Origin of the sequence: Marinobacterium sedimentorum, assembly GCF_024267675.1 — a bacterium.
Lineage (GTDB): Bacteria > Pseudomonadota > Gammaproteobacteria > Pseudomonadales > Balneatricaceae > Marinobacterium_A > Marinobacterium_A sedimentorum.
Genome location: NZ_JALDYX010000045.1, coordinates 16,199 through 28,643, shown reverse-complemented (window position 1 = coordinate 28,643; position 12,445 = coordinate 16,199). Strand labels below are relative to the sequence as shown.

General features: G+C 60.5%; 14 protein-coding genes. 7 read left to right on the top strand and 7 right to left on the bottom strand.

Annotated features, from left to right (window positions below):
- On the bottom strand, positions 1 to 883 hold an 883-nt coding region (locus MRS74_RS21955; RefSeq protein WP_254582427.1), incomplete at its 3' end, for a pirin family protein.
- A 125-nt stretch (positions 884 to 1,008) separates the two neighbouring features.
- Between MRS74_RS21955 and MRS74_RS21950 the strand changes: the two genes are divergently transcribed.
- Positions 1,009 to 1,452: a DUF1499 domain-containing protein gene (locus MRS74_RS21950; protein WP_254582426.1), complete on the top strand. Its 444-nt coding sequence runs from the start codon at positions 1,009 to 1,011 to the stop codon at positions 1,450 to 1,452.
- 13 nt (positions 1,453 to 1,465) lie between these two features.
- Here the strand turns inward: MRS74_RS21950 and MRS74_RS21945 are convergent, their stop codons facing one another.
- The gene (locus MRS74_RS21945) at positions 1,466 to 1,606 is read right to left on the bottom strand and encodes a hypothetical protein (protein ID WP_254582425.1); all 141 of its coding nucleotides are present in this window, start codon (positions 1,604 to 1,606) and stop codon (positions 1,466 to 1,468) included.
- Between the two features lie 362 nt (positions 1,607 to 1,968).
- Between MRS74_RS21945 and MRS74_RS21940 the strand changes: the two genes are divergently transcribed.
- From MRS74_RS21940 to MRS74_RS21930, 3 genes are all read left to right on the top strand, one after another.
- A complete protein-coding gene (locus MRS74_RS21940; RefSeq protein ID WP_254582424.1) occupies positions 1,969 to 2,298 on the top strand; it encodes a DMT family transporter in 330 nt (109 codons plus the stop codon).
- 80 nt (positions 2,299 to 2,378) lie between these two features.
- On the top strand, positions 2,379 to 2,990 hold the full coding sequence (locus MRS74_RS21935) for a transglycosylase SLT domain-containing protein (RefSeq protein WP_254582423.1): 612 nt from the start codon (positions 2,379 to 2,381) through the stop codon (positions 2,988 to 2,990).
- A 505-nt stretch (positions 2,991 to 3,495) separates the two neighbouring features.
- The gene (locus tag MRS74_RS21930) at positions 3,496 to 3,753 is read left to right on the top strand and encodes a hypothetical protein (RefSeq protein ID WP_067298141.1); all 258 of its coding nucleotides are present in this window, start codon (positions 3,496 to 3,498) and stop codon (positions 3,751 to 3,753) included.
- An 86-nt stretch (positions 3,754 to 3,839) separates the two neighbouring features.
- Here MRS74_RS21930 and MRS74_RS21925 read toward each other — a convergent pair whose 3' ends face one another.
- Genes MRS74_RS21925 through pdxH form a run of 4 tightly spaced genes read right to left on the bottom strand, consistent with a single transcriptional unit; the run spans position 3,840 to position 6,311 of the window.
- Complete coding sequence (locus MRS74_RS21925; RefSeq protein WP_254582422.1) at positions 3,840 to 4,496, bottom strand: GDSL-type esterase/lipase family protein; 657 nt, start codon at positions 4,494 to 4,496, stop codon at positions 3,840 to 3,842.
- Positions 4,493 to 4,969, bottom strand: coding sequence for an FKBP-type peptidyl-prolyl cis-trans isomerase (locus MRS74_RS21920; RefSeq protein WP_254582421.1), 477 nt, complete (start codon positions 4,967 to 4,969; stop codon positions 4,493 to 4,495). Before MRS74_RS21920 ends, MRS74_RS21925 begins: the two co-directional genes overlap by 4 nt.
- A 4-nt stretch (positions 4,970 to 4,973) precedes the next feature.
- Positions 4,974 to 5,651, bottom strand: coding sequence for an alpha/beta hydrolase (locus MRS74_RS21915; RefSeq protein WP_254582420.1), 678 nt, complete (start codon positions 5,649 to 5,651; stop codon positions 4,974 to 4,976).
- A gap of 9 nt (positions 5,652 to 5,660) precedes the next feature.
- Complete coding sequence (gene pdxH / locus MRS74_RS21910; RefSeq protein ID WP_254582419.1) at positions 5,661 to 6,311, bottom strand: pyridoxamine 5'-phosphate oxidase; 651 nt, start codon at positions 6,309 to 6,311, stop codon at positions 5,661 to 5,663.
- A gap of 280 nt (positions 6,312 to 6,591) precedes the next feature.
- Between pdxH and MRS74_RS21905 the strand changes: the two genes are divergently transcribed.
- The 3 genes from MRS74_RS21905 to MRS74_RS21895 are packed head-to-tail and all read left to right on the top strand — an operon-like array spanning position 6,592 to position 11,399.
- A complete protein-coding gene (locus tag MRS74_RS21905) occupies positions 6,592 to 7,878 on the top strand; it encodes a paraquat-inducible protein A (protein WP_254582418.1) in 1,287 nt (428 codons plus the stop codon).
- A gap of 43 nt (positions 7,879 to 7,921) precedes the next feature.
- Positions 7,922 to 10,690 (top strand): MlaD family protein, encoded by a 2,769-nt coding sequence (locus tag MRS74_RS21900; protein ID WP_254582417.1) that lies wholly within the window; start codon positions 7,922 to 7,924, stop codon positions 10,688 to 10,690.
- 7 nt (positions 10,691 to 10,697) lie between these two features.
- Positions 10,698 to 11,399, top strand: coding sequence for a hypothetical protein (locus MRS74_RS21895; RefSeq protein ID WP_254582416.1), 702 nt, complete (start codon positions 10,698 to 10,700; stop codon positions 11,397 to 11,399).
- Between the two features lie 35 nt (positions 11,400 to 11,434).
- Here MRS74_RS21895 and MRS74_RS21890 read toward each other — a convergent pair whose 3' ends face one another.
- A complete protein-coding gene (locus MRS74_RS21890; RefSeq protein WP_254582415.1) occupies positions 11,435 to 12,442 on the bottom strand; it encodes a hypothetical protein in 1,008 nt (335 codons plus the stop codon).
- Between the last annotated feature and the right edge of the window lie 3 nt (positions 12,443 to 12,445).

Sequence of the window (12,445 nt, the reverse complement as noted above, 5' to 3'; positions counted from 1 at the left end):
CACCCTGATAGGCCCGCACCGGCAGGAAGCGCCTATCCGCATTCCAGTCATCCAGCGCGGCACGAATGGTTGCTTCTTGAGACCCGACAAAATTCCACCACAGTTTAACCGGCTCTGCAAAGGGCTTCCCACCCAGCAGAACGCAGCGCGCACCTGGTGAAAGCGACAGCGAAAGAGTGCTGCGGCCGCCGCCAAGAAAGCAGAATTCGCCGGCCTGCAACGGCTCCGGCGAACAGGCCTCACCCTGCAGAGTCACAGTACCCGTCAGCACACAAAGGCCATAATCGAAAACGGGGTCCAGCTCCTGGGTCAGCTCCCCGCCAGCATCGCTTAAAAACTCTGCCGCCAGCAGCGGCGAATAGGTGCGCGCCGGTGAAATCAGATGTCCCAGGGACCCCATGATCACGCATCCCTGCACGCCATCGCGCTCAAACCGGGGCAGGTCACTCAGATGTTCAAAGCCAGGCTCGCAACACTCGGCGCTTTGCGGCAGCGCCACCCAAAACTGCACTCCGAACAGGGGATCCTGGCAGTCCGGCGGGCTTTCCTCGGAATGGGCAATACCGGCGCCGGCAGTCATCAGATTGAGCTGACCAGACGCAATACGCTGTTCATACCCCAGGCTGTCCTTGTGCAGCACGGCGCCACTTGCCAGCCAGGTCACGGTCTGCAAGCCGATATGGGGATGGGGCGCCACGTTCAGCCCTGTGCCCGGTGCAAAGGTCACCGGCCCGATCAGATCCAGGAAACACCAGGGCCCCACCATGCGCAGCGCCCGCTGCGGCAATAACCGGTTCACCACCAGCCCGGCCCCCAGATCGCTGCTGCGCCCCAGCAGTCGCGTCATCTGCGCGGGCGCCACCGCGCCATAGGCATCCACCATGCTCACCTCCTGCGCAAGCCAGGGCAGACAATGAGGGCCGCCGGCCTGCTATGATTCATAAGGATTTAACAAACCCTAAGCATAGAAGCCGGTCGCCCTGGTCGCCCTGCCCACAGAAGGCCAATATGAAAAAGAATTCCCGACTGACCTGGTGGATACCCGTGCTGCTGTACCTGGCCGGCTGCAGCTCCCAGGCACCCTCCAGCCTCGGATTGCACAACGGCCGCCTCGCGCCATGCCCCGGCACGCCCAACTGCGTGGGCAGCGACTACCCCGACAGCGCCGACTGGATTGCACCGCTGAATTTTTCAGACCCGGCGCCTCAGGCCTGGGCACGGTTGCAGGAGCAGGTTCAGGCCCAGGGCGGGCAGATTGAAAGCGTCAGCGACATCTATCTGTGGGCGACCTATCGCAGCCGGTTGCTGCGCTTTATCGATGATGTGGAGTTTCGTCTGGATGCCGAACAGCAGCAGATTCAGCTGCGTTCGGCCTCGCGCCTGGGCTATTCGGATCTGGGCGTCAACCGTGAACGCATCGAGGCCCTGCGCAGCGCCTTCACCATCGAATAGCTCAGGTACGACTTCACCACATCAGCTTCGGCAGCCAGAGCACGATCTGCGGCAACGCCATCAGCAGCAGATAAAACAGCATCAGCAACAAACTGACCCGGGACAAGCCGAAGCCGCTAACCCAGTGCCACAGGCCATCAATCACCCCGGTCATGCGCACCGTCCGCGTGACTGCCAGGGAACAGAGCAAAGCCCATACCAATTATGAATAATGAATTATATATTATTCTAAGATGTTGTTTTAAAAGCGTTTAAGACGTTGACCAATATGCCATCTGGCAACACAGGGGCCTGGATTCCTGCGCTGTCGCACCATGGCTGTGCATTTGCAGAACACAAAGGTGCAGGTGTAGCATGCAGGCCGCTAGCAACCAGTCGGGCGCTGCACGCGCACAGGGAAAAGGCGCCTTGAACAGAGCCGACAGATGCTATGGCAGGCCATCTGTATCCCCTGCCCTGCGACCAGCAGCCAGCACTGCACAACAATAAAAACCTTTTCAGTGGGCGAGGATCGCAATGCACTGGTTCTATCTGATAATTGCCATTATTGCCGAGGTCATAGGTACTTCGGCCCTCAAGGCCGCCGACGGTTTCACCCGCCCCGGCCCCTCGGTGCTGGTCGTCATCGCCTACGGAATCTCGTTTATGTGCCTGTCGCTGACGCTGCGCACCCTGCCCGTCGGTATTGCCTATGCGGTCTGGTCCGGCGTGGGAGTGGTGCTGGTTACCATTGTCGCCTGGTTCCTGTATCAGCAGCGCCTCGACTGGCCCGCGGTACTGGGCATAGGCCTGATTCTGGCGGGCGTGATGGTGCTGAACCTGTTTTCCAGCATGTCCGGCCACTGAGACAGTTATAATCCAGCCACTAAGCCGCTGAATAATCTGATAATCTTTAGCAGCAATCAGCATCTGACAAGGGCTGCTCAATGCCACGGACATCCAGACAATTCACCCTGTGCAGCTTGCTCACCGCCTCACTTCTGGCCGGCTGCAGCAGCACACCACCCCGCAAACCCGATAACCTGTGCGCCATTTTCGAAGAAAAAAGCGACTGGTATGCCGCCGCGCTGGACATGAACAAGCGCTGGGGGACTCCGGTGCATGTGTCCATGGCCATCATGTATCAGGAGTCCGGCTTCCGGCATGATGCGCGCCCCCCCATGCGCTGGTTCCTCGGCTTGATTCCCTACGGCCGGGCCAGCTCCGCCTATGGCTACAGCCAGGCCAAGACCACCACCTGGAGCGACTATGAACGGGAAACCAACAATAGCTGGTCGTCCCGGGATGATTTTGCCGATGCCATCGATTTCGTTGGCTGGTATACCCATAAAACCCAGTCGCTGACCGGCGTTTCCAAGTGGGATGCCCGCAACCAGTATCTGGCCTATCACGAAGGCTGGGGCGGTTACCGTAACGCCAGCTACAACAGCAAAGCCTGGCTGGTTGGTGTCGCCAACAAGGTGGACCAGCGCTCAAGGCGTTATGCCAGCCAGTACAACCAGTGCAAGGACAATCTCAGTACCGGCGGCTGGTTCTGATAGCCTGACCGGCGTCGGCTGGCCCTAACGATATTTTTCCTTCTGCCTTAGCGGTAATCCCGTCCTATACAGGGCTTGGCTAACGCCTTCTGGCCGGCTGGGCGCATCGCCCTTTATCTGCTCCTTTTCGTCTGTTTCTCCTGCTTTCGCCCAGCTTGAACCCGCCTTGTAACCCGCTGTGCCCCTTGTACGGCCAGCTGCGTTGCTTAATCACGGCAATAAATCAAAATTAATAATTTGATTAATCAAAAATTATATATTGATCCATCTACATATGCATTTAAGTTCTAAAAACATGCATTTATGATTTTTATTTTATTTATATAAATCAAATACTTACAGATAATGTTGCAACTCGAAAAACAATCCCCGAAATTTATTTAAAATACGTTTAAAAACAATAACTTAAATAGTTAAATTTAACGCCTTAAAATTGCGATATATCACTATCATATATATACTTATCACTAGTTAATTAATGATCAATCAAATAGGAATTAAGAAAATGCAGGAAAGAGAGATTAAGCTTCTTTTCAAGGCTGGCGTATTCGATTCCTGCCAGGCGATTCCGGTCTCGATGGCCCGGGGCTGGACGCTTAAATTTGTCGCCAAGGACAATGAAGTGGTGACGCTGGACCTGCAGCGCAGCAAATCCGAACGCGAATTCAAGAGCCTTGATGGCGCGGCGGCCGTGGCCCGACGCATCGGCTTTGAATGGCTCAATGTGCAGATCGGGGATTTGAAGTGGCGTGAAAAAATGTAGTCAGCGGCATTGCACCGCTGACTGTCGTCACTCTAATAGCTGGCTAAACCTGTGACGGCACCCAGCTTCAGCTGCGCCAGAGCGCGCTATAGAGCGCCGGATTCGCGCAACAGCACCACCAGCTGGTCAGCGATAGAGGCATAGCCCGCAGCATTGGGGTGGGCCTGATCGGACTTGAGCGCAGGATCAGACAGGGTGTCAGCAATGGCATCGGGCAGATACACCAGCCCGTACTCTTCGGCCAGATCGGCGTAGAAACCCGCGGTTCGCATCAGCAGTGTGGGTTTGGGCACCCCCAGCAAGACCACCTGCGCGCCCTGCGCCCGGGCCAGCTCAATCATGCTTGCCAGCTGGCTACGGATTCGATCCTCGGGCTGTCCGCGCAACAGGTTGTTGCCCCCATGACACAGCAGCACCAGTGCCGGAGTGTCCTCCTGCAGCAATGATTGCAACCGCAGCAGCCCGTCTTCGGCAAGCTCTCCTGGCACACCTGCGTTTCGCAGCTCCCAGCCCGTCGCCTCGGCCACCCGTGCAGGATAGCTTTGACCGGTCTTAGCGCCGGTACCAAAGGTCAGGCTGTCACCAAAGGCCAGCACCCGGGTGCCGGGGGCAAAGTACGGCAACTCCGGCTCCCGACTGCAGCCGGTCAGCAATACGCCAAGGCACAGTAGCCAGAAAACGCCTGGTGCCGGCCGGCGCAGCCAGCGCGCTTCAAGCGATGTAGCGCGCAGCAATCGACTCATGCGGCTGTATCTTCCAGCCGCCCCCTGGCGATCTCCGCCTCGGTAGCGGCGCGCACAGCGACAATCTCGATTTCAAAATCCAGGGTGCGGCCGGCATAGGGATGGTTGCTGTCGACGGTCACGCCTTCATCGTCGATATCCACTACCGTGGCCAGTTCCAGCGTGCCTTCGTCATCTTCCAGCTGACAACTGAAACCGATGCCGAAATCCTCCAGCCCCTCGAAGAAGGAGAGCTCCAGCGTGCGTACCTTGTCATCGTCATAGAGGCCGTAGCCCAGCTGGGGCGCGACCTTCACCCGCAGGGTATCGCCGGCTTCGTGTCCCGCCATGGCCTGCTCCAGCCCGGCAATAATGTTGGCGCGACCGTGCAGGTACGGCAGGGCATCACCATCACGGGTATCCACCTCCAGCGCGCCCTCGTCATCGAACAGGCGGTAATGGAAGCTGACAACGGTATTTTCGGCCACTTTCATGGGTTTATTCCTTTTCAGACAAATGCAGTGTTAACCAGGCGCCCAGCTGCTGCAGCTCGGGCAGGCAGACCTCATGGGCCATGGGGTAGTCGTGCCATTGCGGTGCCAGGCCAAGGCCCTGCAAGGCTTCGCGGGCGCGCAGGCCGAGCTGCAACGGCACCACATCGTCCTGGCTGCCATGACAGATCAGAATCGGCAGGCTCGCGTTGACGGCATCCATCTCGGCCGCCATGCGATCGGCCGTGGCCAGATAGGTCGACAGCGCCGCTACACCGCCGAGCTTTTTCGGATAGCGCAGTGCTGTGTGATAGGCCACGGCGCCGCCCTGGGAAAATCCGAACAGGAAAATGCGCTCGCTGGGTACGCCGCTGGCGATCTCCCGCTCGATCAGATCCCCGATCTGCTGCGCCGACACATCCAGCGAGGCCTGGTCGATCTTGCGGTCGATGTTCATTTCCAGAATATCGTACCAGGCCGGCATGCGCATGCCGCCGTTAACCGTAACCGGACGCACCGGCGCATTGGGGAACACAAAGCGCACGCCGGCATCGGCGGCCAGGTTGAGATAGGGCACCACTGGCACAAAATCACCGCCGTCGGCGCCAAGACCGTGTAGCCAGATAACACTGGCACGCACCGGGCCCTCGGGTTCGCGGGTTTGGCAGGGCAAATAGGTCGTCATGGTCAATCCTCAGGGCTGAAGTCGTTCGATGATCCAGGCATCGTCCTGCAAGCGGTAACGCATGCGGTCGTGCAGGCGGCTTTCTCGGCCCTGCCAGAACTCAAAGGCCAGGGGCTGGAGGCGATAACCACCCCACTGCTCGGGCTTGGGTACCTGCCCGTCGGGGTGCTGAGCGCGCAATGCCTCGACCCGCTGTTCCAGCGTCGCCCGGCTGTCGACCAGAGCGCTCTGCTGCGACACCGCGGCACTGAGGCGACTGCCCAGCGGGCGCTCGGCAAAATAACTCTGGGCCGAGGCGTCCGGCAGGCGCTCCACCACACCACAAATACGCACCTGACGCTCCAGCAGCGGCCAGTAGAACATCAGCTCGGCCTGCGGGTTCTCGGCCAGATCCTGTCCCTTGTGGCTGCGGTAGTCGCTGTACCAGCAGAAGCCCTCGGCATCAAAATGCTTCAGCAGTACGATACGTGCCGACGGCATGCCAGTGGCATCAGCCGTCGCCAGGGTCATGGAAGTCGCATCCGTGGGCATCAGCACGCGAATCTCGCTCAACCAGCTCCCAAACTGCTCCACCGGATCAGCTGCAAGATCCCCGCTGTCCAGCGCCTGAGCCTGATACTCCCGCCGCAGCGCCTTGTAGTCACCTGTATTGTCGGTCATGCAAATCCCCTGTGTCGCGCCCGTTTGCCGGCAGGCGCAGGCCTGATAATGACAAGCGCAGCACTATAACGGATCAGGCCCAAGGCACAAGGGCTCAGGCCTGGCCGTAGCTGATAGGTTGCGCTAACGCAAAGATTACAGCAGCTACAATTTAGTGCCATCCTGTGCAGAACGGGCGCTGGGCAGCTGAAGGGAATCTGGCATACTGGAACCTTTGGCGCTACCACGCCTCTGATGCGCTACAGCGCACGTCGAGCTAACGGAGACACAGACCCATACGATGGAAAACATGATCGCCTGTCACGATTGCGATCTGCTGCTGAGCCGACCCAGAGTGCCCCCCGGAAGCGTGGCGCAGTGCCCGCGCTGCGGCTCCACCCTGATTGTCCGCAGCGTCAACAGCATAGAGCGCACCCTGGCCCTGGCTATCGCCGGGCTGATTCTGTTCGTGCCGGCCAACCTGTACCCGCTGCTGACGCTGGAAGCCCTTGGCATTCGCCAGAGCCAGACGGTGTTTTCCAGCGCCATGTCACTGTACAACGATGGCCTCTGGCTGGTGGCGCTGCTGATCCTGCTGTTTGCCATTCTGGTGCCGCTGGTCAAGTTACTGCTGCTGCTCTATATCAGCGCATCGCTGCACGGACGCAGGTTCTGGCGCGGTACGGCGCTGGCGCTGCGCAGCTACCAGCACCTGGACGAATGGGGCATGCTGGAGGTCTACCTGCTCGGCGTTGCGGTGTCTGTGGTGAAGCTGGTTGATGTTGCTGCCATTGAACCGGGTCTTGGCCTCTACAGCCTGGTGGCGCTGATTCTGGTGACCCTGCTAAGCTCCACCCAGCTTAACAGGGATCTGTTCTGGCACCTGATTGGCGAACGCCAGTCCCACCCGCAACCTGATTTCGGCCAGCATGATCCAACCGCTGCCGCCCCCATCTGTTGTCACGACTGCAGCCTGCTGTGTCCGCCGGCACTGGAGGGCACGCCCTGCCCGCGCTGCCATGCCAAACTGCATGCCCGCACCCCCAACTCCCTGAGCTGGACCTGGGCGCTGCTGGTGTCGGCCCTGTTTCTGCTGCTGCCAGCCAATCTGCTGCCGATCATGACCATCCGCACCCTGGGCCGCGGCGACCCAAGCACCATTATCGAGGGTGTGATCGAGCTAACCCAGCACGGCCTGTTCTGGATCGCCCTGGTGGTACTGATCGCCAGCGTGATTATTCCCGTCGGCAAACTGATCGGCATGTTCATTCTGCTGCTCAGCGTGCAGCTCGGCTGGACCACCAACCTGCGCCAGAAAATGCTCATGTTCCGCTTCGTCGAGTGGGTCGGACGCTGGTCCATGCTGGACATCTTTGTCGTCGGTATCCTGGTGGCGCTGGTACAGCTGGGCAACCTGACCCATATCATCGGCAACCACGGCGCCACGGCTTTTGCGACTGTGGTCATCTGCACCATGGTGGCGGCACAGAAATTTGATACAAGACTGATCTGGGATCGCCACCTGGAAACTTCAGCCAGCGACCAAAGCCCGCCCACAACCGACGTTTGCGAGCCGCCGCGATCATGATACAAAGCAGACGCAACCCTGAGCCCCCTATCGAGGCGGTACAATGACCGACGCTACACCTCCCACGCCCGCCGTTGTTCGCCGCCACCGCGGCCCCTCGGCCGTGTGGATACTGCCATTGCTGGCGGCGCTGATCGCCGGCTGGCTGGTTTACAAGAGCTACCGCGAAGCCGGTATCCAGATCGAGGTCGTGTTCGACTCGGCCGAAGGGCTCGAAATCAACAAGACCAAGCTGCTGTACAAGGGTCTGCCCGGCGGCACCCTGAAATCCCTGCGTCTGAACGAAGACCTCAAGACCGTCACCGCCATTATCGAGGTCGCACCCGAGGCTGAGCGGCTGCTGCGCGAGGGCACCGAGTTCTGGCTGGTCAAGCCCCAGGTGTCGCTGTCCGGTGTACGCGGCCTCGAAACCCTGCTGTCGGGCTACTACATCGGCATCAAGCCAGGGGATGGCGTGCCGGCGCGCGTCTTCCGCGCCCGCAACGACCTGCCCCCGCCGGACAAGAACGATGATGGCCTCTATATCACGCTGTTCGCCGACAGCGCCGAATCGATCAACCGTGGTTCGCGCGTCTACTACCGCCACATCAATGTCGGCGAGGTGGTGGACTACCGGCTTTCCGGCGAGGCCGATGACGTCCAGCTCGATATTTATATCGAGCCGCGCTACACCTACCTGGTGAAGAAGAACTCACGCTTCTGGAACGCCAGCGGCATTCAGGTGAAGGCGGATCTGCCCAAGGTGGATATTCGCATCGGCTCGCTGGCGGCTATCATTGCCGGCGGCATTCACTTTAGCAACGCAGACTACGAATCCCCCCAAGCCAGCAACGGCGACCAGTTCAAGCTCTATGCCGACTTTGAGGCGGCGGAAAATGGCATCGAGGTGGAGCTGCTGTTTCCCGGCACCACGGCCATCAGCGAAAATACCGAGGTGATGAGCCAGGGCATCCGCATCGGCCGCATCCGCAGCCTGCAACTGAGCGACGATTTCAGCCAGCTGCAGGTGCAATTGCTGATCGACCCCCGCGCCCGCAACCTGCTGCGCAGCGGCACGCGCTTCTGGCTCGAACGGCCCGAGCTGACACTGGACAGCCTGGGCGACTGGCGCAAACTGGTGAAAGGCAGCTATATCAATCTGGAGCCGGGGACAGGCAACGAGCAATTCAGCTTTACCGCACTGGATTCAGCCCCCCTGCGGGCAACGGTGCAGGGAGGCCTTGCGGTGGAGTTGACCACCGACCAGCTGGGCTCCATTTCCCGCGGCTCACCCATCCTGTTCCGCCAGCTGCCGGTGGGGGAAGTGGTGGGCTATGAGCTGATCGACAAGGGCCGACAGGTGCTGATCCACGGCGTGATCCGCGAGCAGTACCGCGATCTGGTGGCGACCCACAGCCGCTTCTGGAACAGCAGCGGCATTCGCTTTGCCGCAGGTCTGGAGGGCGTGAAAGTACAAACCGAGTCGCTGCACACCCTGGTAAATGGGGGTATCAGCTTCTTTACGCCGGATGTGCGTGACGCCCGCGCCGCCAAGGACAGTCAGCGCTTCACGCTTTACAGCGATTTCGATGCGGCATCCGGCCAGGGCAAGCTGCTCTACGCCGAGCGGGCCGACAAGCTGAGGCTGAAGCTGGAGGCCGCAAGCCTGGGCTCCATCGCCGTGGGCTCCCCCGTGCTGTATCGGCAGCTGAATGTCGGGCGCGTCAGCCACTACCGGCTTTTACCCGCGGCCGACACTGTTGAAATCGAACTGCTGATCGACAAGCCGTACCGCGACCTGATTACCACCGCCTCGCGCTTCTGGAACGCCAGCGGCGTGTCGGCGGACTTTAACCTGCAGCAGGGCCTGAGGGTAAAAACCGACTCCCTCGCCAGCCTGGTCACCGGTGGCATTGCCTTTGACACCCCCCCGGGTGGCGGCGCCATCGATGCCGGACAGCGCTTTCAGCTTTATCCCGACCAGGCGCGCAGTGCCGAGCAGGGGCTGGAGATACGCATCCTGTTCCCGCCCGACCGCCAGCTGCAAGCCGGTGCCAACATCCGCTACCGTGGCCTCAATGTGGGGCGCATCGAGCAGGTCCGGCTGTACGACGCCCAGGGCACCATAGACGCCACCGCCGTGCTGTTCGGCGAAGGACACTTTCTGGCCCGCAAGGGCAGCCGATTCTGGATTGAACAGCCCGAAGTGCGGCTATCCGCCATCAGCAACCCGGCGGATATCCTCTATGGCAGCCATGTTGAAGTCAGTGCCGGCCGCGCCGATGCAGACCCCAGCCTGTATTTTGTCGCCTCCGCCAGCGCACCGGAAGACGCCCGCGGCTACGGCCTCAACCTGGTGCTCAATGCAGCCCAGCTCGGCACCCTGGAAAAAGGCAGCCGGGTGTTTTACCGCCAGGTACCGGTAGGGGAAGTCACCGGTTTCAGGCTGACCGGCGATGGCCAGTCGGTGGATATCTTCGCCCATATCAAGGCCGAACATGCCCACCTGGTGCGCCAGGGCAGCCAGTTCTGGAATATCAGCGGCTTCAGCGCCGAATTCAGCTTCACCGGAGGATTCAAGATCGACGGTGACTCGCTGGAAAGTCTGGTGGGCGGCGGTATCGCCTTCCAGTCTCCGCCAGAGGGCGAGCGGGCCGCAGACGGCAGCCGTTACAGGCTACTGGAGCAAAAGCCCGACGCCGCCAAGGCGAGCAGGAAAAACGGGGCAGCGCCGCCCCGCACGGCGGCACCGGAGACGTCCGCAGCCAGGCCGGCACAGCCGCTTTTGCCGGCCTCCGGGGACCTGTCCAAACTCGAGCTGGAAAACGGATAATGACACCATGAAGCGATCGCCGCCCATTCTACTGACGCTGCTGCTGGCACTGGTACTCAGCGCCTGTGCCACGCAAAAGCAGGAGCGCCCGTTCCAGATGCGCAATCTGGCCAAGTCGGACATCGACATGGTCACCGATGCCCATATCGCCGAGGTTAATCGGCTCAGCCGCGAGCTGATGCTCAAACTCTACCGGCGCAATCCACGAGAGCTCGCCAAGGCGCCCCCCGGCACCACGATTGCCCAGCGCATGTACCAGCTGTTCGAATTCCCCCGCAAGACCCACTTTCGCGAACTGAATAACCACTACGGTATCCATGCCGTGCCGCTGGCCTTTGACCCCGCCTTCGAGGGCGACCGCGTGCTGGCCCTGATGGTGGGCATCAGCGGCATGATCCACAGCGCCTATAACGGCCAGGACGAGTTTTTTCTGCTCGATGAAATCGACCAGCAGAAGCTCTACAACAGCGCCCGCAACCTCGAAAAAATCGCCTGGCAGCTGAATAACGCCCGCCAGGCCAATGGCGAGCTCTTTCTGTACAGCAACGGTTTGAGCGAGGTGGGGATCGGCAACCTGAGCTTCGCCCGTACCTTTGGCAAGCTGATTGCATTGCAGGACATGATGGCGCGCATCGTCGCCGATACCCAGAATCGCACCATCAACAAGGTGCTGCAGGGCGCCGCTTCAACAGTACTGTTGCCGATCTGACACTTGGCCGCCCTGATGCTGCTAGGCCGCCGGAGTCAGTCGCCGCAGTCGGCCAGCGGGCGGTTAATGCTGATATCGCAGATTTTGTGGTTGTCGTTCAGGTGCAGCGTGACATCGGCGCGTGTCGGCATCTCATCCAGCATGGCCCTTGTCAGGCGCTCGTAATGCTGGATAAAGCGCTGAATTTCGGCGTCGCCCATAATCCGCAGACGCCCCTGCGACTCACCGGCCTCAAACAGAAACTGCATGCGTTCGGCCAGCTTTTTCTCCTGTAGCGAGCGCCATTCGTACACCGCCTCCATGCTCGGTACCTTGAGCATCAGCAGTACGTCCACCAGCGCAAAGAGCTCGGCGTAGGGCCCCTTGAGTTGCTCATTGACGTAGCCGCGCCAGGCTCCCTGCGGATCTTCCAGCCGCTCCAGCGCATTGATCGGTGCCTGCAGAGCTCCGTCGCTCTGGGCCCGGGCGCCGACGCACCAGCCCTCCAACAGCACCACATCGGCACCGCCTGACCATTCTCGCCAGATGGATACCGGACAACGGTCATCAGTGGATTTGTCGAACACTGGTATGCGGGTTGCGGCATTATGCTCCCCGCGCTTGAGCGCCTGCAGCAACTCAATGCCCAGCTGCACGTCATGGCTGCCGGGCACACCGCGGGTTTGCAGCAGGGGATGAACCTCGGCACCCAGGTGCTCGCGCTCAGCCCTTGTCTTGTACAGATCGTCGATGGAAAAACCCGCCACCCGCAGGCCAAACCCTTCGCTCAAGGTGATTTCCAGTAACGTAGAGAGGGTGGACTTGCCTGCGCCCTGGGCACCGTTGAGCCCGACCACCAGCGGCGCCCCCTGGCGACGGTGATGACACAGCACCCAGGCGGCCAGCGGCACATAGATGGCCTCAAACATCTCCACCAGGCCGATATCCACCTTGAGCGATGCCAGGGTGGAAGCAAAGGCACGCTGCAATGCCTGGACCGCATGCTGTCGCTGCGCCGCACTCAGGCACAGCTGATCCTCGGGCCAGCGGGTGAGCACACTCATTCA

Coding starts and splice junctions, on each gene's coding strand:
- MRS74_RS21950 (WP_254582426.1), top strand. CDS start 1,009: ATGAAAAAGAATTCCCGACTGACCTGGTGGATACCCGTGCTGCTGTAC.
- MRS74_RS21945 (WP_254582425.1), bottom strand. CDS start 1,606: ATGACCGGGGTGATTGATGGCCTGTGGCACTGGGTTAGCGGCTTCGGC.
- MRS74_RS21940 (WP_254582424.1), top strand. CDS start 1,969: ATGCACTGGTTCTATCTGATAATTGCCATTATTGCCGAGGTCATAGGT.
- MRS74_RS21935 (WP_254582423.1), top strand. CDS start 2,379: ATGCCACGGACATCCAGACAATTCACCCTGTGCAGCTTGCTCACCGCC.
- MRS74_RS21930 (WP_067298141.1), top strand. CDS start 3,496: ATGCAGGAAAGAGAGATTAAGCTTCTTTTCAAGGCTGGCGTATTCGAT.
- MRS74_RS21925 (WP_254582422.1), bottom strand. CDS start 4,496: ATGAGTCGATTGCTGCGCGCTACATCGCTTGAAGCGCGCTGGCTGCGC.
- MRS74_RS21920 (WP_254582421.1), bottom strand. CDS start 4,969: ATGAAAGTGGCCGAAAATACCGTTGTCAGCTTCCATTACCGCCTGTTC.
- MRS74_RS21915 (WP_254582420.1), bottom strand. CDS start 5,651: ATGACGACCTATTTGCCCTGCCAAACCCGCGAACCCGAGGGCCCGGTG.
- pdxH (WP_254582419.1), bottom strand. CDS start 6,311: ATGACCGACAATACAGGTGACTACAAGGCGCTGCGGCGGGAGTATCAG.
- MRS74_RS21905 (WP_254582418.1), top strand. CDS start 6,592: ATGGAAAACATGATCGCCTGTCACGATTGCGATCTGCTGCTGAGCCGA.
- MRS74_RS21900 (WP_254582417.1), top strand. CDS start 7,922: ATGACCGACGCTACACCTCCCACGCCCGCCGTTGTTCGCCGCCACCGC.
- MRS74_RS21895 (WP_254582416.1), top strand. CDS start 10,698: ATGAAGCGATCGCCGCCCATTCTACTGACGCTGCTGCTGGCACTGGTA.
- MRS74_RS21890 (WP_254582415.1), bottom strand. CDS start 12,442: ATGAGTGTGCTCACCCGCTGGCCCGAGGATCAGCTGTGCCTGAGTGCG.